Below are 21,514 nucleotides of genomic sequence, written 5' to 3' on the forward strand. Positions count from 1 at the left end.
TTATTCTAATTTTTTAAGAGTATTTCTATATTTTTCAGGTACAGTTTCAGGAAATTGGGTATAATGAATTATTCCTTTTTCGTCTTTATAATAATAAATTTCTAAAGACTTTTCTTGCTCTTTAGAAATATCTGGAGAATTTGTTTTTTCTTTATTAATTTTTAAATATTTCTTAATTTGTTCAAGCTTTTTGGGACCTATTCCTTTAACTTTTAATAACTCTTCAATAGACCTGAAGGGGCCGTTTTTTTCTCTATATTCAACAATATTTTTGGCTATTTTTGGACCTATTCCAGGTAGTTTTTCTAACTCTTCAACTGTAGCCTGATTAATATCTATTTTGTTTGTAGAAAAAGAATAAAAAGGAATAAGTAAAAATAAAATAACTATAAAAATTGATTTAATAAAAGAAAACATTTATAAAAAGTTATATAAGGGGAGAGAAGTATAAAAACTTCTTGCTCCCCTTATATAGGAAATTTTTAATTTGATAACTTAATTATACACAACCTGTTGGTTTAGGAAGACCTGCCATTTTACAAGCACCTTTACCAGGACCAGAAGGAAAGAGTTCATAAATTTTCTTTAAAGGATAGCCAGTCACTTTAGAAAAAATTCTAACCATGGGTGCAACACCATTTTTCCTGTAATAATCCTGGAGAAATTTAATGCATTTCCAATGCTCCTCTGTGAGCTCTTGAATACCCTCTAAATGTTTTACATAATCTACCCATTCTGGACACCATTCATCTAAACCACCCTGTAAGAAACCATCCTCATCAACCTCAAATTTCTTACCTTTCCATTCTACTATTGGCATAGAACCACCTCCCTTTTTAATTTTTTCATTTGAAATATATTTTTATATATTTTTAAAAAATTGTCAAGAGTTGTAAAATCTTTAAATTTCTTTAATTACAGGTACCTCATCACATTCTGGAAATTTACTACATCTTATACAATCAGCCCAAACTTTATGAGGTAACTCATTTTTAGTTATTTTTCTAAACCCCAATTTTTCAAAAAATTCAGGTACTCTGGTTAAAGCAAATACTTTTGGAATTTCTAAAATTTTAGCCTCTTCTATACAAGCTTCTACTAATTGAATACCTATTCCTCTTTTTTGATATTCTTCACTTACTACTAAAGATCTTATTTCTGCTAAATCTTCCCAGCAAATATGAAGAGCACAAGCACCTACGATTAAATCCTTATCTTCATAAACAAAAAAATCTCTTAAATGTTCATAAAGTTCTGCTAAGGGACGAGGCAATACATCTCCTTTTTTGGAAAAATGTAATATAAGTCTATAAATATATTTAATATCTGAAATTTTAGCTTTTCTTAACATTAAAATTATTTTATTTCGGTTACAAAAGGATGCTCTACATTCAAATCTTTGGCTATTTGGGTAATATATTTTTTTGCTTCTTCTTTAGTTGAATATTTTCCTACATATACTTTATATAAAATTTCACCATTAGTTTTATATTCTTTCATAAATGCTTTATATCCTTTGGATATAGCATTATCTTTTAATTTTTCAGCAATTTCTTTTTTTGAAAAAGCACCTATTTGAACAGAATAAAATACTGTAGGAATTTCTTTAATCTGAGTAGCGATTTTAGCTACTTCTTTTTTTTGATACTTAGCTTTCTTTTTTTGTTCTACTGGAACTTCTTTTTTAGCAATCTCTTCTTTAACCGGTTTTTCAGAAGATGGAGGTGGTGAAATTTTTACAGGTGCAGGTGGGGTAGTCTCATTTGATACTGAAGGTGCTGGGGGTGGTGTAGTTTCATTTGATAAAACCACTGGAGGGGTACTTGGAGCTTGAGAGGGAACAGGTTGTTCTAGTACTATTTCTTCTTTTTGTGCCTTCTTTTCTATTTTAGTTCCTACCCATACCCCTATTACAAAACTCCAAATTAAAAGAGACAAACCAAATAAGATAATAAAAACCAAAGCTAATCTACTAACTTCAATTTTAACTTTTTTTTCTTCCATCCCCTACCCCCTTTTTACATTTTTTTAGGAGCTGATACTCCTAAAAGCTCTAATCCATTTTTTAAAATTATTTTGCAAGCTAAACATAAACCAAGACGTGCATAAGTAAGAGACAAATCTTCTGTTAAAATTCTATATTTAGAATAGTATTCATGAAACTGTTTAGCAAGTTCAAGAAGATAGTAGGTAATTTTATAAGGTGCTAAAGATTGAGAAGCAGATTCTATCACTTCTTGAAATTCTTCAAATTTTTTTAACAATTCAATTTCTTCTTTTTCATTAATTTTTTTAAAATCTACATTTTTCCAAGATATTTCATTTATACCACTTTCTTTTGCTTTTTCAAAGATACTACAAATACGGGCATGAGCATACTGTACATAATAAACTGGATTTTCTTGAGATTGTTTTTTTGCAAGTTCAAGATCAAAATCTAAAGGGGAGTCAGCTGATCTGGAAAGGAAAATAAATCTTGTTGCATCAACACCAACTTCTTTTACCAATTCTTTTAATTCTAAAAATTCTCCTTCACGAGTAGACATGCTCTTTTTCTCTCCGCTTTCAATTAAATTAACCATTTGAATAAGGAGTATTTTTAATCTCTCCTGATCAATTCCAAAAGCTTGTAAAGCTGCTTTTAATCTGCTAATATAACCATGATGATCAGCACCCCATATATTTATAGCTATATCAAAATTTCTCTCCATAAATTTTTCATAATGATAAGCTATATCTCCAGTAAAATAAGTAGCTTCTCCATTAGAACGTATTAGAACCCTATCTTTTTCGTCTCCAAAAAGAGTAGCTTTAAACCACAAAGCTCCTTCTTTTTCATAAATTAATCCCTTTTCTTTTAAAATATTTAGAACCTTATCCACTTTACTATTTTCATAAAGGGAACTTTCTGAATACCAATTATCATAAAAAACTCCAAAATTTTCAAGGTCTCTTTTTATATCTTCTAAAATCAATTTTATAGCCAACTCTTTACAAACTTTGATAGCTTTTTCTTTTTCCATAAAAATCAAATCTGGATATAAATTAAGGACCTCTTTAGCGATATCATAAATATACTTTCCTTTATAGTAATCTTCAGGAAATTGTATATTTTCTCCTGAAAGTTCTTTGGCTCTTAAATAAACCGATTCCCCCAAAATATCCATTTGAGTTCCTTTGTCATTAATGTAGTATTCCTTGGTTACTTTATACCCTGTAAAGTTGAGTACCCTTGCCAATGAATCACCATAAGCTGCTCCTCTACCATGACCTATATGAAGAGGTCCTGTAGGATTAGCTGAAACAAATTCAATAAGTACTTTCTTTCCCTTCCCCAAATCTATTTTTCCATATTCATCTTTTAATTCCAAAATCTTCTTTAAATTTTCTATATAATATTGAGGGGAAATCCAAAAATTTATAAAACCAGGATTAACTACATCTATTTGAGAAAAAATAGGTGTCTTTTCTTTAAGTTTTGAAGCTAATTTGTTAGCTATTTCCATAGGAGAAAAATTTAGCTTATTTTTTAAGACTAAGGCTACATTAGTAGCATAATCTCCATAAATTTCTTTTTTTGGTTTTTCTATTTCAAAAACAAGCTCTCCTATTTCTCCAAAAAGTTCTTTGATAGCTTCCTCAATAAGTTCTTTAATCTTTCTTTTTATCACTTTCTAACTCCTTTTTCTCTTTTTTAAGTTCTTTTAAAAGTTCTGGATCTGGAGTATAATCGGGACACTTTATAGGAGCGGTGCTATCAAAGGAAAACTGTTTGACACAAACACTTCTCCAAGCACATGTAGCACAAAGAATAGGTAGTTCTTTTTCTTGATTATTATTTTTTTCCATATTTTAACCTTCCTCCAAAGTTTTTATTTTAAAACATCAATTGCTTTATATTTTACACCATCCCAATATTTATACATCCTTTTAATAATTTCAAAAATTTTATTTTCATATTTAACATCAAAAGAGAAGTAATCTGGTATATTCGCCCAAAATTCGAGCCTTTCTTTACTCATAGGATGAGGAAAGCTTAGATAAAGGGAATGTAAAAGTATAGCTTTTCCATTTAAAATTTTTCTTTTTGATCCATATTTTGTATCTCCAACAATAGGATATCCTTTTTTCGATAAAACTGCTCTTAACTGGTGTTTTCTTCCTGTAAAAGGCATTAATAATAAAAAAGTTTCCTTCCCAAGAGAATAAAGAGTAGAATAGATGGTAATAGCTTTTTTAGCATTTTCAGAGACTCTTTTTAAAACAATAGCTCTTCTCTTTATATTATCCCACAATAAATAGTCTTCCCATATCCCTTCTCCCTCTAAAATACCCTCAACTTTTGCGATGTATAACTTAATAACTTCTTTTTTTTGAAAGCTTTCAAAAAGTCTCTTTGCTGACTTACTTCTTTTTGCAAATACTAATATCCCTGAAACTTTTTTATCTAATTTATGTACTACACCTAAAAATATATCCCCAGGTTTTTTATCTCTTTCTTTTATAAAATCTTTTAAAATCTTTAAGAGAGATTCTTCATTTCTTTTTGTTCCCTGAACAACAAGTCCTGGTGGTTTATAAACAACAAGAATATATTTATCTTCATAAATGATTTCAGGGATTTTCTTCAATTTTTTCATATTTTTCTTTAAGCTCTAACATTTTTTGTTTCTGTAATCCCTTGGTTTGGGGCGCCTTTTGGAAGAATTCTTCAGGGATACCAAAAATTCTAAAAATAAAGTCAAAAATTCCTTTACCTATACTACTTGGATGCAAAGGAATAATACTATAATTTCTATAAGAACCTGTCACTTGTAAAGGTAAATAAACAAGCATTCTCGGTTTCCCAAGAATTAATTTTCCTAAATAGGGAATTTTTTCTATAATTACATCTATAGTTTTAAAGGGAGATACATAAAAAGTAAGATTTAAATTTTCTTTAGATAAATCTACAATTCCTTCTCCAAAAAGTCTAAAACCAATTGCTGATAAAAATCCATTGTCTAATTTTAAAGTACTATTTTCAATAGTAGTGTTTATACTAAGTTCCTCATATTCAAGAAGATTGTTTTCTAAATTAGTTACCTTTCCTCTAAATAGATCTATAGGACTGAGAAATGCAAGAACCTTTGCTAAAACAGGAACTCTATATATATATCCTTTATTTGAAGTTATTTCAAGAACCCCTTCACTTTTTTTAATAAGTTTTTCCTTATCTCCTTCTGCATAAAAATAGCCCTTTAATTTATAGGGTCCTTCTAAAATTGCTTCAGGCATTTCTTCAGGATATAAACAGGAAAATAGATCTAAAAAATCACCCTTTGAAGGAAAAACCTCTACAAAGGTATATTGAGAATTGGAAGTCTTTTCATATATAGCCTGTCCATTAAGCCCACAAAAATGAAAATTAGGTATTTCAACCATAAGTAGTTTATTTCTATTATCAAAAATCAATTCTCCATTTATATTTTCAAATTGATGAGAGGTAGGTAATATCAAATTGTCTACATGAAGGTTTATATTAATCACTAAAGGAATTTCATCCAAAATTTGAAAAATATCTTTAGGTTTTTCTGAGGGTTTTTCTTTTTTAATAAGTTTTCTTAAATCTGCATCCTTACCAGATAAATTTCCACTTAAATAAAGATAATTTTTTTTCTTACTAAGTGTAAAATCTCCTTTTATCTGATGACTATTCCATTTTAAAGCAAAGTCATTTATCTTTAACTTTTCCTCAGTAAAATTCCCCAGAAGATCTACAGAAAAAATAGGAGTACCATTATAAAAATATTTAAGATTATCAAGTTTTAAATAGCTATCTTGAGAAATTAAATGGGAAGTTAAATAAAAATCAAACAAATTTTTGATATTTTTAGTTTCTAATTTATTAGGAATGCTTAAATTTAAAGATGTTTCTAATTTTCCAGAAAAGCTATGTTTTTTAAGATCAAAAACCTCTGATAAATCTTTAAGCTCAAGTTTACCATTTGCTTTTATATCTGTTTGATTAGACTGCCTCTTTATTTGAATCTTTAAATCTGAAGTTTGATCCAAAAATAAAGCATTTAAGCTCAAATAATCCTTTTTCTGATTCAAATCTAAATTAAGATTATGTTCAGATATTTCATGATCACCTAAATAAGAAATTGTGCCATTATCATAAATAACTTTAAAGTTTTTAAATTTAACTGGAGTTTTTATAGAAACTTCTGGAAATACGTTTGAAAACTTTTCGAGCTTATTTTTTAACTCTTTATTTAGTTCCCCATTCCCCTCTACAACAATTTTTTTATTATTGATTTTTCCTCTAACTTTAAAAAATGAATCTTTCACTTTAACTAAGGTATCATCAAAAGTAAGTTCTCCTTTCTCATATTGAAAAGGAAGGTTTTCTGTTTTTAAATCAAAGATTTCTTTTTCATAGGGAACTTGAAAGGAAATATTTTTTACATTACCCTTAGCTATAAGATCTTTATTTAAAAAATCCACTTCTGAAGAATCTTTGTTTTTAAGAAAATTTAAATTGTCTTTATATTTAAGATAATCAAAGTATATCCCATCAAAGGAAACATTATATTTAGAAATGAGATCCTTTATTTTCTCGTTTTTCTTACTAAGTTCTTCAACAAATTCTTGAGAAATCCATACTTCCTTAGCAAGCATATCTATATCTAAATTTTTTAAAGAGAGCTCTCCTGTTAAATCTTTTATATATACATCTTTAGAAGAAAGAAAAATGTTTTTAGCAAAGATTTTATTGAAATCATAAACTAAGTTTCCTTTTTCTATTAGAATCTCTTTTTTATAATAGGGGATTTTAACTAAGAGATTGTTCAGAAGAAGACCAATTTCTCCTTTTATATTTGTTATTTCACCCTTTAGTTTTATAGCTCCTTCTAATCTTCCATTAAATTCATATTCTTTAAAATATTCACGATTTTCCATAAAAAGGGATAAAATATCTATGAAATCTTTAGCAGAACTGTAAAAATTTCCCTCTATAAATAAATCTGGATTTTTTTTGTTAAAATCTAAATTTAAAACTTTTATTTTTAAAGCAACATCTTTATTTATTGAAGCATTTCCTTCAAAATTCAAAACCCCCTTTTCTAAACTAATTTCCCCTTGAATATCCTCAAAATCAAAAGGAAGTTCTGAGATTCTAATTTTTCCTTTCTTAAGATTTGCTTTTAAAGTTAAATTCTTAATTTGAAAAATATCTTCTATATTTTTCCCTGAGGTTTCTATTTTTATATGGTAAAATTCCCCTCCCCTAAGAACATTTAAGAATTCCTTTACATCCTTATTTTCAGGAAAAATCTTTATTAAAAGGCTTTCAATATCTGAAAAATTAAGTTCCTTAGCATTTACTAAAACCTTATATCCTCCTTTATCTTTGACTAAATCAAGAGATCCATTTATTTTAGGATAATTTATTATTAAAGGATTAAGATCAATCTTTGTTTGAGCTTTATTAGAAATTATCAAACCCTCTATATAACCACCTAATAATTTTTCAGAGGGAGCTCTTTTTAAAAATACATAAGGATTTGATATAACAAAGGCTAAATTAAGGGTATCCTTTTCAAAAACTATTTCACTTTTAATGTCTAAAGAAGTCCTTAAAATCCCATATTCAGCTATTTTCTTTAAATTAGATAGATTTAAATTTTTGATCTCTAAGGAATTTTCAGAAAAAAGATTCCTATAGTTAAATCTTCCTTTAAAATTTATGCTTTCAAATAGGTCTGCTTTAGAAGTTAGTTCATATAAAGCTTGATTTTTATCTACTCTAAGTTTTAAATTTAAATTTCTAAATTTGACCCATCCTGAGGGTGTTTCATAATCCAAATTTGTATTATTTGCATTTAAATATAAAGGATGTAACTTTGAAAAAGTTTCCACAAGGTCTTTTAAACGAAAGGGCTTTTCGGTCTTGTAAATTTTTAAATAGGCATTTTTAGTTTCTATTTTTTTGGGAATAAAATTAAATTTTAAAATTTTAGGGAGGGAAAAAATAAAATTTCCCTCTGGTAAAAATAACTCATATTGAGGAGATTTGAAAGATAAGTTTTTAATAAAGGCTTTTTTTTGTAAAATTTTAACTTTAATTTCATCATAATTTAGCTCTATTTTATAGTTTTCTTTTAAAAAATTTGAGAACCTATTTTTAATTTGGGGATTATTTAAAAGATAATTAAAGTTTAAAATTATTAAGAAAAAACTTAAAATTAAAAAAAGAAAAAATCCTAAAAAAATAAAGGCAACTTTTTTAAACATAATTTGAAAAATTTTATCTTATTTTATTGAAAGAGGCAAGAGTTATTTTAATTAGAAAGAAGTTTTAGAGATAGATTTATCGCTGAAATAAAGCTTTTAGGATTTGCTATTCCTTTACCAGCAATATCATAAGCTGTGCCATGACAGGGAGAGGTCCTAATAATTGGGAGTCCTAAGGTAACATTTACTCCATCTTCAAAATGAATGAGTTTAAAAGGAATTAAGCCTTGATCATGGTAAAGAGCAATAATTAAATCAAATTTTCCTTTATAAGCCCAATAAAATAAACTATCTGAAGGATAGGGTCCATAAAGAGGGATGCCATCTTTTTTACATTTTTCTACAGCTTTTTCTATAATAGTTTTTTCTTCGTCACCCAAAATCCCACCTTCTCCGGCATGAGGATTTAGTCCACAAATAGCCATTTTAGGATTCTCAACTTTGAGTTTTTTTAGAAATCCGTAAGAAAGTCTTGCGGTATTAACTATTTTTTCAATATCTATATTTTGGAAAACCTCCTTTAAAGGAATATGTATGGTTACTAAGGAAACTATCATTTTTTCTCCATAAAAAGCCATTACATATTTATCTACATTAAACTCCTTAGCTAACCAATCTGTATGTCCTGAATAATTAATTCCTATTTTATTAAGGCCCTCTTTACTAATAGGGGCTGTAACAATAGCTTGAATTTCTTTATTTTTTGCTAATTCTATAGCTTTTTTAAAATAATTAGCCATAGCTTTATAACCTTCTAAATCTGGTTTACCAGGAATTATATCAAGATGAGAAAGAGAATCTATTTCCACTTCCTTAGGAATGGACAATCCAAGATTATTAGAAATATTTAAAAGAACCTTTTTATCTCCTATTATTACTATATTTTTTAAAATAGAGGGATTTTCTTTTTTAAAATAATCAAGAGCTTTCACAATAATTTCAGGACCAATTCCTGCAGGACATCCCATTGAAATAGCTATCTTAAAAAATCTCATAAAATATTTTTATTTCATCTCTTCAAAATCAGCATCAATTACATCATCTTTACCTTTTCCTTTTGAAGAACCTCCAGTTTCTTCTGCAGTACCTGTAGCTTTATGTGCCTTTTCTCTATAAAGCATTTCAGCAAGTCTATAAGATGCCTGTGTTAATTCATCACTTGCTTTACGAATAGCATTTATATCCTCTCCTTCCATTACTTTTTTAAGTTCTGTTATTTTTTCTTCGACTTCTTTTCTTAAGCTCTCAGGAACTTTATCTCCAAGTTCTCTTAAAGTTTTTTCTACAGAGTAAATTAAACTATCGGCCTGATTACGAGCCTCGGCAAGTTCTTTCTTTCTTCTATCCTCTTCAGCAAATTGCTCAGCTTCTTTTATTATTCTTTGAATTTCTTCTTCTGTCAAACCAGAGGATGGTCTTACTACAATCGATTGTTCTTTTCCTGTTCCAAGATCTTTTGCTGTAACATGTAAAATACCATCAGCATCTATGTCAAAGGTAACTTCAATCTGAGGAACTCCTCTTGGTGCAGGAGGTATTCCCACAAGGTCAAAACGAGCAATACTTTTATTATCTTTTGCCATAGGTCTTTCACCTTGCAATACATGAATAGTAACTGCAGTTTGATTATCTGTAGCTGTAGTAAAAATTTGACTTCTTCTGGTGGGGATAGTGGTTCCTCTGGGAATTATAACTGTAAATACTCCTCCAAGAGTTTCGATACCAAGAGAAAGAGGAGTGACATCTAAGAGTAGGACATCTTTCACCTCTCCTTTTAATACACCAGCTTGAATAGCTGCACCCATAGCCACTACTTCATCTGGATTCACTCCTTTAACAGGTTCTTTTCCAAAAATTTCTTTTACTTTTTGCTGAACCCTTGGCATACGTGTCATCCCGCCAATAAGAATCACCTCACTTATATCCTTAGGAGTAACCCCTGCATCTTGCATGGCTATACGACAAGGTTCTTCAAGCTTATCAATAAGGTCTTCAACTAAACTTTCAAGCTTAGCTCTGGTAAGCTTCATTATTAAATGTTTTGGACCAGAAGCATCTGCTGTAATAAAAGGAAGATTAATTTCTGTTTCTAAAGTGCTTGAAAGCTCAATTTTAGCTTTTTCTGCAGCTTCTTTTAATCTTTGTAAAGCCATTTTATCTTTTCTTAAATCTATACCATGCTCTTTTTTAAACTCTTCTGCAATATAGTCTACAATCCTCATATCAAAATCTTCTCCGCCTAAGAAAGTATCTCCTGAGGTTGCTTTTACTTCAAAAACTCCCTCTCCAATTTCTAAAATGGAGATATCAAAAGTTCCTCCTCCAAGATCAAAAACAGCAACTAATCCCTCTTTTTTCTTTTCAAGACCATAAGCTAAACATGCTGCTGTAGGTTCATTAATTATTCTTATGACATTAAGCCCTGCAATTCTTCCTGCATCTTTAGTAGCTTGTCTTTGAGTATCATCAAAATAAGCTGGAACAGTAATAACTACATCTTTAACTTCCTGTCCAAGATATTCTTCTAAATCCTGTTTAATTTTTCTTAAAATCATAGCAGAAATTTCTGGAGGACTATACCTTTTTCCTCTTATTTCTACATGAGCATCTCCATTAGGTGCTTCTACAATTTTATAAGGAACTCTTTTTCTCCATTCTTGCACTACAGGATCATTAAATTTTCTTCCCATGAGTCTTTTAATGCCATAAATAGTATTTTCAGCATTTATTATAGCTTGTCTCTTAGCTGGAAGTCCTACTAAGATTTCTCCATTTTCTTGAAATGCTACCACAGAAGGTGTAGTTCTTGTCCCTTCGCGATTAGGGATTACTTTAGGTTCTCCTCCCTCAAGAATAGCTACACAAGAATTGGTAGTTCCTAAATCAATCCCAACAATTGGTGTTTTTCCTGCCATTTTTTCTCCCCTCCTTTAAATAAATTTATTCATTTTCTATTATATTTTCTTCCTCTTCCTGAGTTGGTTCTTCTTTAACTTCTTTTTTACCTGTACACACACATACAAGTGCAGGTCTTATAATTTTATCATAAAGTTTATATCCCTTTTGATAAACCTTAGTTATACCACCATTAGGTATTTCAGGATGTTCTTCTGTAGATAAAGCTTCATGTAAATAAGGCTTAAAAGGCTCTCCTATAGAAGGTACAAATTGTTGTAATCCAAATTTTTCTAAGGTTTGAATTATAGCTCTCAAGGTTAATTCTACTCCCTCTTTTAGAGCTTCTTTATTTTCGGATTTTTCAAAAGCTTCTAAAGCCCTTTCCAAATTATCAATACTTGGTAAAAGTTCTTTAAATACTGTCTCTAAAGCAAATTTATAATATTCTTCTTTTTCTCTTTTAAAAGCTTTTTTTAAATTCTCAAGTTCAGCAGCGTATCGTAAAGCAAGATCTTTCCAATATTTAATTTCTTCCTCTTTTTGTTTTAATTGTTCTTCTTTTTGTATTTCCTCTTGAAGTTCCTTATTTTCAGTGCTAACTTGAGTTTCTTTTACCAATTCTTCCATTACAAAAACCCCCAAAAACTTTACTTTTTAACTCTTTAAGTTATGATAAAAATTAAGACTTATATTTTATTTTTCCAGAGGTATAAATGAAAAAATGTTAGAAAAATGGCAAATTAGAGAAATTGTAAAATCTGCACTTAAAGAAGATCTGCCTTTTGGAGATATAACTTCTGAAATTTTAATTCCTTCAAAACTTTATGGTAAAGCCTTTTTTTTAGCAAAGGAAAAACTTGTTGTGTGTGGTAAACCTGTTGTTGAAGAAGTTTTTAATCTAATAGATCCAGAAATAAAAATTATTTGGCAAGTTGAAGAAGGAAGTGAAGCTCCCGCTCAAACTAAATTAGGTTTTGTGGAGGGAAATATAAAAAGTATTCTAAAGGGAGAAAGAGTAGCTCTTAATTTTTTTCAACATCTCTGCGGTATTGCTACATATACCCGAAAAATTGTTCAAAAATTAGCTCCCTATTGTACTATAATTCTTGATACCAGAAAAACTCTTCCTGGATTAAAAATTCTTCAAAAATATGCTGTAAGAGTTGGAGGAGGTAAAAATCATAGATTTTCTCTCTCAGATGGGATATTAATAAAAGATAATCATATTAAAGCCTTAGGTGGAATAAAGGAAGTTATTAAAAAACTAAAAAATACTCCTCATTATCTCAAAGTTGAAATAGAAATTAAATCCTTTGAAGAACTGGAAATTCTTTTGAATTCTGAAGTTCCAGTTGACATAATTCTTTTAGATAACTTTCCTGCTGAAAAACTTAAAGAAGCAGTAAATATGATAAAATCTATTAAACCCCATATAAAAATTGAAGTTTCAGGAGGGATAACTCTTGAAAATATAGAGTCAATTGTTAAAACAGGAGTAGATTATATTTCTTCTGGAGCTTTAACTCATTCAGTTAAAGCTGTAGATATAAGTCTAAAGATTGATTCAATTTATAGTTATTAAAATAGAGGGGGCTTTAAAGCCCCTCTCTATCTTTTTAGAGATTAGCAAAGGTTTTTTCAAGAGGAGGAACAACTTCTTTCTTTCTGCTCATTACTCCAGGCAACCAAACACTTTTACCTTCTAATTTCTTACCAAAAGTAATCTCTATAATCTTAGGTTCATCAGTTATAACCATTAATTCTGTTCCCTCTTTCATAATATCTGTAAGCATAAGAACTACAGTATGATAAGCTCCTTCGCTTTTGATTTTATTTAATTCATTATAAATTTCTTCCAATCTTCCTTCTACCATTGCTAAATCTATAAGTTCAATTTGTCCTACTCCTACTTTTTTACCACTCATATTATAATCTTTAAAGTCTCTCATAATTATGTCTTTTGCTGTCATTCCAGATACATCAGAAAGTTTAGATTTAACTTCCACACCAAATTTAATTATATCATCTATACCCACAATTTTAGCAAGTTCTTCTGCTACTTCTTTATCCATAGGAGTAGTAGTAGCTGATTTAAATACTACAGTATCACTTAAAATTGAAGCTAAAAGAAGTCCTGCTAAATCCTTAGGAAGAGCAACTCCTGTTTTGTCGAAGAGAAATTTCAAAACAGTTGCTGTACATCCCACAGGAAAGTTTACAAAAAGTATAGGATTAGGAGTTGTTACATCTCCAATTTTGTGATGATCAACTACTGCTACAATTTCAGCTTTATCAATATTGTCTAAACTCTGAACCTTATCTGAATGATCAACTAAAGCAACTGTTTTACCTTCACCATCAGTTATAATTTCGGGAACCTTAGCACCAAATTTTTCCAATACAAATTTGGTTTCTGCATTAGGTTCTCCTTGAATTACAGGAACTGCTTCTTTATCAACTTTCATAATTTTACAACCTGAATTTTTCCACTCATTCAAAAGATAAGCAAATACAATAGCAGAGCAAACAGAATCTGTATCGGGTTTCTTGTGACCAACTACATAAATTACATGTTCCATATTACACCTCCTAAGTTTATTTTTTTTAAATGTCTTTAAAAAAAGTTAAAATTTATTATTAATTATCTTTTTATCTTGTCAAGATTTAAATTTTCCTTTATAATTTTATAAAAATTAATTTTTTCCAAAAATTTTAAGTTAAGCCTCTTAATTAAAGTTTTTTTTATTTTTTCCGAATTTTATAGCAGATAATAGATAAAACAATGGAAAGAGAAGCTGTTAGAATAGACGTGATCCTACCTTTTAAAGCAGAAAAAATATCTTCTGAAGAAGTAAAAAATAAAATTGCTCGAATTATAGGAGATATTCCTCTTTTTTCTTATATTCCTTTAAAAGATACCATAGATGAAAGTTTAAATGCCTGGCTTAAATTAATCAATGCTAAATTAGATTATCTAATAAGTGTTTTGACAAGAGAAAAAGAGGGTTTTAATGATCTTCCTTTTCAAAAGATCAATATAAGTGAAAAAGGAATTAGATTCCCATCTGAAACCCCTTATGAAATAGGAGATTTCGTTGAAATTAAAACTGTAATTGATATTTATCAACCCTTAGGATTTTATCTTTATGGTGAAGTTTTAAGATGTGAAAAAAAAGAAAATTATTATGAAGTAGCAATAAAATTTATTAACCTCCCTAAGGATATAAAGGAAAAAATCAGCTATTTTATCTTTTGTAAAGAAAGGGAATTCATCAGAGAATTGAGGTCCGAATAATGCCTTCTGCAGTGGGATTATTTATAGTATTAGTATGTGTTTTTGGAGGTTATGCTCTTGAACGTGGTAACTTTTCAGTAATAATCCAACCTGTTGAATGGATGATCATATTTGGAGCTGCTTTTGGAGCCTTATTTACTGCTTCATCAAGTACTGCATTAAAGGGTGTCTTTCAAGGAGCGGTTCAAGCTTTAACTAAACCTCAAATATATACAAAACAAGATTTTATTGAACTCCTTCTTCTTTTAAATGAAATTTTTAGAAAAATAAAAAAAGAGGGGTTAATTTCTATTGAACAAGATATAGAAAATCCAGAGGCAAGTAGAATTTTTTCAGCCTATCCTAAAATATTAAATAATCATATAGCGATTGATTTTATAAGAAATACTTTTAGATCTATTTTGACTACTAACATTACTCATTTTGAATTGGATGCTCTTTTAGAAAATGAGATAGAAATAATCCATCAGGAATTTAAAAGCCCTGTGGAAAGATTAGAAAAATTAGCTGACTCAATGCCAGGACTTGGTTTAGTCGCTGCAGTTTTAGGAATTATTTTAACTATGGGAAAGATTGATGAACCTCCTGAAGTATTGGGGCACCATCTTTCTATAGCTCTTGCTGGAACTTTCTTTGGAATACTAACCTGCTATGGAATTATGGCACCTCTTGCTCAAAAAATGGAATTTTTTTGTGAACAGCATAAAGAATACTTAAATGTAATTAAAGTAGCTATTGTTCATTTTATTGGAGGAGGAGCACCCCAAATAGCAGTTGAGTTTGCAAGAAGAAATATATCTCCCCATTTAAGACCCTCTTTTGAAGAATTAGAAAGTTTAATCAGAGGAAAAAAATAATAAATGAGCACACCCCCCATCATTATCAAAAAGGTTAAAAAAATAGTTGCAGGACATCATGGAGGTTCTTGGAAAGTAGCTTATGCTGACTTTTTAGCTGGAATGATGACTTTTTTTCTTCTTATGTGGTTAATTACCATTATGGAACCCAAACAAAAAGCTCAAATAGCTGCTTATTTTAAAAAATTTAATATTTTTCAAAAAGCAGGAATAAGTATGCTTATGGAATATTATAGAAGTGGAAAAATAAGTTCTCCAAAATTGCAAACCCTTTCCACAGAAATTCCACCAATAAAAGGAGAGGCTGAACATTTTAAAAGAATTATAGAAACTCGTTTGAAATCTCTTAGAGAACATGTTCTTATAAATATAGAGGAAGAAAAAGAAGTTCTTCGTTTAGAAATAATAGAACTTGTTAATAAACCTTTATTTTATAGTGGAAGTGCCGAATTAACACCAGATGCAAAAAAGATATTGGCATTCTTTGCAAAGGAGTTAGCAGAAAGACCTGTAACAATTGAAGTAGAAGGACATACTGATGCGGTTCCTTCAAGGAGAGGAAAAATAGGGAATTGGGAATTATCAACTGCAAGGGCTCTTTCTGCTATGTTAGAATTAGAAAGAAATGGAGTTCCTCCTGAAAAAATATTATCTGTTGCTGGATACGCAGATAATTTCCCATTATTTAAAGATAATCCTTTAGACCCAAGAAATAGAAGAATCACTTTGGTAGTTAAATTCCAAAAATCTACTTCTCTCCCTAAGGAATAAAAAGATAATTTTCTTTAATCTCTTAACCTAAAAACTACTTTAACTGGAACCTTATTAAATTCTAAAAATTTTCGAAAGCTATTTTCCATAAATTTTTCTATATGCTTAGGGATTTCATCAGGATTAATATTAATAAAAATTACAAATGTAGGAGGTTTTACTTCAACTTGAGTAGCATAATAAAATTTAATTCTTTTACCCTTTACATTAAAAGTATAATTTTTTTTCAAATCTTCTAAAATTTTATTTACCAAAGCGGTATTTACTCTTTTATTGTATTGCTGATAAACCTCTTCAATTAAGGGAAAAATTTGATTAACCCTTCTTCCAGTTTTTGCAGAAATCGTCAAAATAGGAACCCAAGAAATAAATCTGATGCCATATTTTATATTCTCTAACATAAGATTTCCTGCCTCTCTTTTAGTATCAAATAAATCCCATTTATTAACAAGAAGGATACATGCTTTATAATTTTTCTGTATCTGTCTTAATAATCTTTGATCTTGATTGGTTATCCCTTCTTCAGCAGTTATCATAAAAAGAACTATATCTACTTTTTTAATGGTTTCTAAGGCTTTATCTACACTAAATTTCTCTGCTCTCTTATCAATTTTGGTTCTTCTTCTTATTCCTGGGGTATCAATCAAGAGATATTTTCTCCCATCTGGTAAAGTTAAAAAAACATCTACACAATCTCTTGTAGTTCCTGGTATTTCAGAAACAATCATTCTTTCATAACCTAAAAGTCTATTAAGTAAAGTGCTTTTTCCTACATTTGGTCTTCCTATTATTGCAATTTTAATAACCTCAATCTCTGGTATCTCTTCTAAATGATCTTTAGCATATTTTTTTATTAGATCTTTTAATTGAGCAATATTTTTTTGATTCTTAGCAGATATAAAAACTATATTCTCAAAACCTAACTTGTAAAATTCTATAGCCCTTTCTTCGTCTTCTTTCCCTTCTACCTTATTAACTACTAAAATGACCTTCTTATCTTTCTTTCTTAAATATTCAGCAGTTATTAAATCTTCACTTGTAAGTCCTTCTTTAGCATCAACTACTAATAATACAAGATCTGCCTCAGCTAAAGTCTTGTCAACCAATTCAATGATAGTTTTATTAAAAAAATCCTTTCCACCCCAATTAATACCTCCTGTATCGATAAGAAGGATACCCTTTTTATCTTCTAATTCCGCATAGCCTTCGATTATGTCTCTTGTAATTCCTGGAGTTTTTTCTACAATAGCTTTTCTTTCACCTATTAAGGTATTAAAAAGAGTAGATTTTCCTACATTTGGTCTTCCTACAATGGCAACTTTGAACATATTACACATCCACTACACATTGAACTATCCATAAATTATTTTCTTTTTTTACTTCAGCCATAGTAAAAGTTGCTCCTTTTACTTCTACTCCGTAACCAAATTTCTCATGTAAATAGGTTTCACCTAATAATTCACCTTTTAGAATATATTTTCCATTTTTTTCTTTTATCTCTCCCTTAAATTCAAAAAAAAGAATCTTTTCAAGATAAAAAAGGCTTAAAACTTTATTTATAAACACTACCAACAATTCATCCAAAAATTCAGACTCAATTTCTATGGGATATTTTTTATTTAAACTCAAATCTTTCCAATTTAAATTTTCGACCAATAAAATTGCTAAAGCTTTTAAAATATTTGAAAAGGCTTCAGAAAGAGTTTCTCCATATCCTCTTATCCCTATGTCTGCACCATGCTCAAAAGTTTCAAATTTAGTCATATTAAAATCCTCCAAAATTTTATTTTTTATAAATTTTTATGGTATTCAAATTTTCTACAAAATTCATCTTCAAAATATAAAGGAACAAAAGGAAAAAGCGCTGAGAATAAAAAATTTTTTTTCTTCTCCCTTTCAAAGCATATTAAATAATAATCATCTTTTGGAAAAATAAAAATAGCTCCTACCCTTTCTGTAGAAAATTGTGGTTTATTAAATCTTTCTAAAACCTTTAAATACTCTTGATGAGGAAAATTGCTTCCTCTACCTGAAGTTAAAACAACTTTTGGATTTAACCAATTTATAATATTTTCATCTATACTGTATTTCGAACCATGATGTGGAGAAACCAAAATTTCTACAGGAAATATTTCCCCTTTTTCTTTCATGCGATAAAACCTTATTTTATCTATATCTCCAGGAAAAAGAATAGTTAATCCTTTATATTCTATATAAACAACTAAACTTTCTCGGTTTAGATCTTCATAGGGCATTTTACCAGGAAAAAGAAAAATTTCTGCATCCTTTATTTTTAAAGCTTCGGGATTTTTAATAGGATCTGGCAAAATTAAAATATTTGTTTTTTTCCAATTTTCAGGATCAAAATTTCCGGAAATTACTTTTTTCATATAAAAATTTTCTTTCAAAGTTTCTAATCCTCCACTATGATCCAGATCAGGATGGGAAATAATTGCAAGATCTATTACTTCTACACCAAGTTTATCTAAAACTGGTAACAAGTAAACTTTTGTCCAGTTAAAGTCTTTTAAATAATTTGGTCCTGTATCAATTAAAATAAAAGAATCTTTATTTTTTATTAAATTTGCACTTGCTCTTCCTACATCAAAAATTAAAATGTAAAAAGTTTTTTCATAAAAATAATAAATTGATAAATAAAAAATTAAACTAATTAAGCACCATAAAAGATATTTTTTATAATTTTTTATAAAGTGACTCAAAGCAATAAAAATTAATAAGCTAAAAATTGTAAAAAGTATGACCAAATTAATAGGTACTTTAAATTTATAGGTCCATTCAAAAAAAGGAATTTTAATGTAATAATCAAAAACTTTAGCTAAAATATTAGCTAAATTTAAAGCAATATTTTCATTTAAAAAAGATAAAAGAGCTATAAAAATAGAAAAGGGAATAAAAATAAAGCTCCAAAAAAATGTGGCTATAAGGTTATTAATAGGAGTTGCTAAAGGAAATGTTCCGTTAATATAAATTATAAAAGGAAATACAAAAAGACTCACTATAAAAGAAAGTAAAAATAGATAGAAAAAATAGTTAATACTTTTTAGAATAGTATTCGAAGTAGAAATAAGTTCTTTAAAATAGGTTTTGAATATTCTATCACCTATTATTAATCCTAAGGTTGCTACAAAAGAAAGCTGAAAGGAAAGATTCCCAATTAAATAGGGCTGAAAAATTAAAATCAAGGATGCAGTGAGAAAAAGTAATATTAAAGATGAGGTATTCCTAAAAAATAGCTTACTTATTATAAAAAGAGACAAAAATATAAATGCTCTGAAAGCTGGAGGGCAAAATCCAGAAAGAAGTAAAATTAAAAATGCTGAAGGTAAGGCCAATAAATAAGAAATATTTTGTAAAGGATAGCCTATTTTTATTAAAGGTGTAAATTTTAAAAGGTGATAAAATATTTTATAAAAAATACCAAAAAGAACAGCTAAATTAAAGCCAGAAATAGCTAATTGATGATAAAGTCCTTGATCTTTCAATTTTTCTTTATATTCTTCTGGAAAATTATATTCAACTCCTAAAACTAAAGCCTGAATAAGTCCTTTTGCTGTTCCAGATAGTTTTTCAGAAAAATTAAAAAGCTTATATCTAATTCTCTCTAAATTAAAATTTTTATTTTCTTCACAAACAAAACCTTTTTCTTTTAAAAATTTTAATTCTGCTTCTATTCCTTTTACTAAAAGCGAAGTTTCCTTTTCAAAAGAAAAAGGATTAAAATATTCTTGGTATTCTTTATTTTGAAAAGTTATAAGACACCTTTGTCCAGGAAAAAAATATTTTTTATCTGTTTTAAATATAAATTTTCCTAAAGACGCGCTAAATGCAGTATTTAAATATCCATAATAATATGGTTCTACTTTTTCAATGGTAGCTAAAAGTTCTATTTTCTCTGCTTTATGTTGATTTAAATAGGAATTTTTAAGATTTTTAAAATGAAAATAGCCTATTAAATAAAAAATAAGCAAAAATCCTAACCATAAACTTAAAAAATAACGATTTTTATAAAAAAGAAATATAAAAACAAAATATCCTAAAATAAAAAAAATTAAAATTAAAAAGGGAAATTTATAAAAACTGAGAAAAAATCCTAAAATAAAAGAGGAAGTAAGTATAAATATAGGTGTTTTAACTTCTTTTACCAAATAGTGCTTCTCCAATTCTTATAATAGTTGCCCCTTCTTCTATAGCAATTGTATAATCATTGCTTGTACCCATAGAAAGTTCCTTAAATTCTGAATTCATGTAAGTTTTTATTTTTTCAAAAATTTTTTGCATTTTCATAAAATAGGGACGTACTTTTTCAGGATCTTCTTCATAAGGTGGCAAACACATAAGACCTTTTATTTTTATTCTATTAAAATTTTTAACTTCTCCAATAAAATCCTCTAATTTTTCTGGATATACTCCTCCTTTAGTAGGCTCTTTACCGATATTTACCTCAACTAACACAGGAACTATTAAATTCTTTTTTTCTGCTTGTTTTTGAATTTCTTGAGCTAAGTTTATTCTATCTAAGGTTTGAATCATGGAAAATAAATTTAAGGCTTTTTTTACTTTGTTTGTCTGAAGCCTTCCTATAAAATGCCATTCTATAGGAAAATCTTTAAGTTCAAAAATCTTTTTTTCAGCCTCTTGAACATAATTTTCTCCAAACAATTTAATCCCCAGCTTAAAAGCTATTTTTATCTTTTCAGAAGTCTGTTTTTTTGAAGCCCCCAAAATTTTTATTTCTTCAAATTTCCTTCCTGATTTTTCACAGGCCCTTTGGATATTTTCTAATATTCTAAGGTAATTTTCTTTAAGTAAAGTTTCCCAATCCATTAATAATTCCCTTCTCTGTAATAATTATATTTACTTTTTGATCGTGTTTTTCTAAAGGTAAATTTTCAAATATTTGAAAGGAAAAAGCTACTCCAATTTTAAAAGCTTTTGTTTTTTTTAATATTTTATCATAAAATCCTCCCCCATAACCTATTCTTCCCTTTTTAAGATCAAAAGCAACACCAGGAACAAATATTATTTCAAAATTTTCTGGCTTTAATTCAGGATTTTCAAAAGGGGGCTCCAATAATCCAAAAGGACCTGGTCTAAGATCTGAAAAACTAAAAATTTGATGAAAGGTTAGAGTTTTTTCTTTAAGCCAAGTTTTAGGTAAATAAACTTTTTTACCTTCTAAAAAAGCTTTTCCTATTAAATATTCTAAGGATACCTCCTTATCTTTTGCAAAATAAAAAGCTATTTTTTGACTTTTTTTATATAAAGGTATGGGTTCTATTAATTTACAAATCTCAAGACTAAAATTTTTTAAAATTTCTGAGGAATATTTTTTCCTAAGTTGGAAAATATAAGATCTTATATGAGATTTAGAAAAATTTTCCATAAAAATAGC

At 28.5% G+C, this 21,514-nt stretch carries 21 protein-coding genes; 4 read left to right on the plus strand and 17 right to left on the minus strand.

What is annotated here, in order from left to right; genetic code table 11:
• The 11 genes from TOPB45_RS08685 to TOPB45_RS07890 all read right to left on the minus strand — a co-directional run bounded on the left by TOPB45_RS08685 (position 1) and on the right by TOPB45_RS07890 (position 11,805).
• Entirely contained in the window at positions 1-417 is a 417-nt protein-coding gene (locus tag TOPB45_RS08685; RefSeq protein ID WP_013910300.1) for a ComEA family DNA-binding protein, read from the minus strand.
• Between the two features lie 82 nt (positions 418-499).
• Positions 500-820, minus strand: a complete 321-nt coding sequence (locus tag TOPB45_RS07845; RefSeq protein WP_013910301.1) for a TusE/DsrC/DsvC family sulfur relay protein — start codon at positions 818-820, stop codon at positions 500-502.
• 81 nt (positions 821-901) lie between these two features.
• Complete coding sequence (locus tag TOPB45_RS07850; RefSeq protein ID WP_013910302.1) at positions 902-1,351, minus strand: N-acetyltransferase; 450 nt, start codon at positions 1,349-1,351, stop codon at positions 902-904.
• Between the two features lie 5 nt (positions 1,352-1,356).
• Entirely contained in the window at positions 1,357-2,004 is a 648-nt protein-coding gene (locus tag TOPB45_RS08690) for an SPOR domain-containing protein (RefSeq protein ID WP_013910303.1), read from the minus strand.
• A 14-nt stretch (positions 2,005-2,018) separates the two neighbouring features.
• Positions 2,019-3,671 carry an arginine--tRNA ligase gene (argS, locus tag TOPB45_RS07860; protein WP_013910304.1) on the minus strand — a complete coding sequence of 551 codons (1,653 nt, stop codon included), beginning with the start codon at positions 3,669-3,671 and terminating at the stop codon, positions 2,019-2,021.
• Positions 3,652-3,849 carry a hypothetical protein gene (locus tag TOPB45_RS07865; RefSeq protein ID WP_013910305.1) on the minus strand — a complete coding sequence of 66 codons (198 nt, stop codon included), beginning with the start codon at positions 3,847-3,849 and terminating at the stop codon, positions 3,652-3,654. The genes argS and TOPB45_RS07865 overlap by 20 nt, the downstream gene beginning before the upstream one ends.
• 23 nt (positions 3,850-3,872) lie before the next feature.
• Positions 3,873-4,640, minus strand: a complete 768-nt coding sequence (locus TOPB45_RS07870; RefSeq protein ID WP_013910306.1) for an RluA family pseudouridine synthase — start codon at positions 4,638-4,640, stop codon at positions 3,873-3,875.
• Positions 4,615-8,280, minus strand: coding sequence for an AsmA family protein (locus tag TOPB45_RS07875; protein ID WP_013910307.1), 3,666 nt, complete (start codon positions 8,278-8,280; stop codon positions 4,615-4,617). The genes TOPB45_RS07870 and TOPB45_RS07875 overlap by 26 nt, the downstream gene beginning before the upstream one ends.
• A gap of 47 nt (positions 8,281-8,327) precedes the next feature.
• Positions 8,328-9,275, minus strand: coding sequence for a 4-hydroxythreonine-4-phosphate dehydrogenase PdxA (pdxA, locus tag TOPB45_RS07880; protein WP_013910308.1), 948 nt, complete (start codon positions 9,273-9,275; stop codon positions 8,328-8,330).
• Between the two features lie 9 nt (positions 9,276-9,284).
• Positions 9,285-11,195: a molecular chaperone DnaK gene (dnaK, locus tag TOPB45_RS07885; RefSeq protein ID WP_013910309.1), complete on the minus strand. Its 1,911-nt coding sequence runs from the start codon at positions 11,193-11,195 to the stop codon at positions 9,285-9,287.
• Between the two features lie 25 nt (positions 11,196-11,220).
• Complete coding sequence (locus TOPB45_RS07890) at positions 11,221-11,805, minus strand: nucleotide exchange factor GrpE (RefSeq protein WP_013910310.1); 585 nt, start codon at positions 11,803-11,805, stop codon at positions 11,221-11,223.
• A 94-nt stretch (positions 11,806-11,899) separates the two neighbouring features.
• Here TOPB45_RS07890 and nadC point away from each other — a divergent pair, with 94 nt between their 5' ends.
• Positions 11,900-12,760, plus strand: coding sequence for a carboxylating nicotinate-nucleotide diphosphorylase (gene nadC, locus TOPB45_RS07895; protein ID WP_013910311.1), 861 nt, complete (start codon positions 11,900-11,902; stop codon positions 12,758-12,760).
• Between the two features lie 34 nt (positions 12,761-12,794).
• Here nadC and TOPB45_RS07900 read toward each other — a convergent pair whose 3' ends face one another.
• Entirely contained in the window at positions 12,795-13,757 is a 963-nt protein-coding gene (locus TOPB45_RS07900; RefSeq protein ID WP_013910312.1) for a manganese-dependent inorganic pyrophosphatase, read from the minus strand.
• A gap of 203 nt (positions 13,758-13,960) precedes the next feature.
• On the opposite strand from TOPB45_RS07900, the gene TOPB45_RS07905 reads away from it, so the two are divergent.
• From TOPB45_RS07905 to TOPB45_RS07915, 3 genes are read left to right on the plus strand one after another with little or no spacing between them, the layout of a single operon-like run.
• A complete protein-coding gene (locus tag TOPB45_RS07905; protein WP_013910313.1) occupies positions 13,961-14,473 on the plus strand; it encodes a PilZ domain-containing protein in 513 nt (170 codons plus the stop codon).
• Positions 14,473-15,330, plus strand: coding sequence for a flagellar motor stator protein MotA (gene motA / locus TOPB45_RS07910; RefSeq protein ID WP_013910314.1), 858 nt, complete (start codon positions 14,473-14,475; stop codon positions 15,328-15,330). The genes TOPB45_RS07905 and motA overlap by 1 nt, the downstream gene beginning before the upstream one ends.
• A gap of 3 nt (positions 15,331-15,333) precedes the next feature.
• A complete protein-coding gene (locus TOPB45_RS07915; protein WP_013910315.1) occupies positions 15,334-16,101 on the plus strand; it encodes an OmpA family protein in 768 nt (255 codons plus the stop codon).
• Positions 16,102-16,115: 14 nt separating this feature from the next.
• Here the strand turns inward: TOPB45_RS07915 and der are convergent, their stop codons facing one another.
• From der to TOPB45_RS07940, 5 genes are read right to left on the minus strand one after another with little or no spacing between them, the layout of a single operon-like run.
• Positions 16,116-17,429: a ribosome biogenesis GTPase Der gene (gene der, locus TOPB45_RS07920; RefSeq protein ID WP_013910316.1), complete on the minus strand. Its 1,314-nt coding sequence runs from the start codon at positions 17,427-17,429 to the stop codon at positions 16,116-16,118.
• A gap of 1 nt (position 17,430) precedes the next feature.
• The gene (locus TOPB45_RS07925; RefSeq protein ID WP_013910317.1) at positions 17,431-17,865 is read right to left on the minus strand and encodes an archease; all 435 of its coding nucleotides are present in this window, start codon (positions 17,863-17,865) and stop codon (positions 17,431-17,433) included.
• Between the two features lie 26 nt (positions 17,866-17,891).
• Complete coding sequence (locus TOPB45_RS07930) at positions 17,892-20,282, minus strand: DNA internalization-related competence protein ComEC/Rec2 (protein ID WP_081460690.1); 2,391 nt, start codon at positions 20,280-20,282, stop codon at positions 17,892-17,894.
• Complete coding sequence (locus TOPB45_RS07935) at positions 20,251-20,946, minus strand: YggS family pyridoxal phosphate-dependent enzyme (RefSeq protein ID WP_013910319.1); 696 nt, start codon at positions 20,944-20,946, stop codon at positions 20,251-20,253. The genes TOPB45_RS07930 and TOPB45_RS07935 overlap by 32 nt, the downstream gene beginning before the upstream one ends.
• Positions 20,924-21,505, minus strand: coding sequence for a 5-formyltetrahydrofolate cyclo-ligase (locus TOPB45_RS07940; RefSeq protein WP_013910320.1), 582 nt, complete (start codon positions 21,503-21,505; stop codon positions 20,924-20,926). The genes TOPB45_RS07935 and TOPB45_RS07940 overlap by 23 nt, the downstream gene beginning before the upstream one ends.
• Positions 21,506-21,514 lie beyond the last annotated feature (9 nt).

It is taken from the genome of Thermodesulfobacterium geofontis OPF15 (assembly GCF_000215975.1).
In the GTDB taxonomy this organism is placed as follows: Bacteria; Desulfobacterota; Thermodesulfobacteria; order Thermodesulfobacteriales; family Thermodesulfobacteriaceae; genus Thermodesulfobacterium; species Thermodesulfobacterium geofontis.

Excerpts from the sequence above, each read along its gene's own strand:
- pdxA (WP_013910308.1), bottom strand. The coding sequence starts at position 9,275 with ATGAGATTTTTTAAGATAGCTATTTCAATGGGATGTCCTGCAGGAATT.
- TOPB45_RS07925 (WP_013910317.1), bottom strand. The coding sequence starts at position 17,865 with ATGACTAAATTTGAAACTTTTGAGCATGGTGCAGACATAGGGATAAGA.
- TOPB45_RS07915 (WP_013910315.1), top strand. The coding sequence starts at position 15,334 with ATGAGCACACCCCCCATCATTATCAAAAAGGTTAAAAAAATAGTTGCA.
- der (WP_013910316.1), bottom strand. The coding sequence starts at position 17,429 with ATGTTCAAAGTTGCCATTGTAGGAAGACCAAATGTAGGAAAATCTACT.
- nadC (WP_013910311.1), top strand. The coding sequence starts at position 11,900 with ATGTTAGAAAAATGGCAAATTAGAGAAATTGTAAAATCTGCACTTAAA.
- TOPB45_RS07935 (WP_013910319.1), bottom strand. The coding sequence starts at position 20,946 with ATGGATTGGGAAACTTTACTTAAAGAAAATTACCTTAGAATATTAGAA.
- TOPB45_RS07900 (WP_013910312.1), bottom strand. The coding sequence starts at position 13,757 with ATGGAACATGTAATTTATGTAGTTGGTCACAAGAAACCCGATACAGAT.
- TOPB45_RS07850 (WP_013910302.1), bottom strand. The coding sequence starts at position 1,351 with ATGTTAAGAAAAGCTAAAATTTCAGATATTAAATATATTTATAGACTT.
- dnaK (WP_013910309.1), bottom strand. The coding sequence starts at position 11,195 with ATGGCAGGAAAAACACCAATTGTTGGGATTGATTTAGGAACTACCAAT.
- TOPB45_RS08690 (WP_013910303.1), bottom strand. The coding sequence starts at position 2,004 with ATGGAAGAAAAAAAAGTTAAAATTGAAGTTAGTAGATTAGCTTTGGTT.
- TOPB45_RS07865 (WP_013910305.1), bottom strand. The coding sequence starts at position 3,849 with ATGGAAAAAAATAATAATCAAGAAAAAGAACTACCTATTCTTTGTGCT.
- motA (WP_013910314.1), top strand. The coding sequence starts at position 14,473 with ATGCCTTCTGCAGTGGGATTATTTATAGTATTAGTATGTGTTTTTGGA.
- TOPB45_RS07845 (WP_013910301.1), bottom strand. The coding sequence starts at position 820 with ATGCCAATAGTAGAATGGAAAGGTAAGAAATTTGAGGTTGATGAGGAT.
- TOPB45_RS07940 (WP_013910320.1), bottom strand. The coding sequence starts at position 21,505 with ATGGAAAATTTTTCTAAATCTCATATAAGATCTTATATTTTCCAACTT.
- TOPB45_RS07870 (WP_013910306.1), bottom strand. The coding sequence starts at position 4,640 with ATGAAAAAATTGAAGAAAATCCCTGAAATCATTTATGAAGATAAATAT.
- TOPB45_RS08685 (WP_013910300.1), bottom strand. The coding sequence starts at position 417 with ATGTTTTCTTTTATTAAATCAATTTTTATAGTTATTTTATTTTTACTT.
- TOPB45_RS07905 (WP_013910313.1), top strand. The coding sequence starts at position 13,961 with ATGGAAAGAGAAGCTGTTAGAATAGACGTGATCCTACCTTTTAAAGCA.
- TOPB45_RS07875 (WP_013910307.1), bottom strand. The coding sequence starts at position 8,280 with ATGTTTAAAAAAGTTGCCTTTATTTTTTTAGGATTTTTTCTTTTTTTA.
- TOPB45_RS07890 (WP_013910310.1), bottom strand. The coding sequence starts at position 11,805 with ATGGAAGAATTGGTAAAAGAAACTCAAGTTAGCACTGAAAATAAGGAA.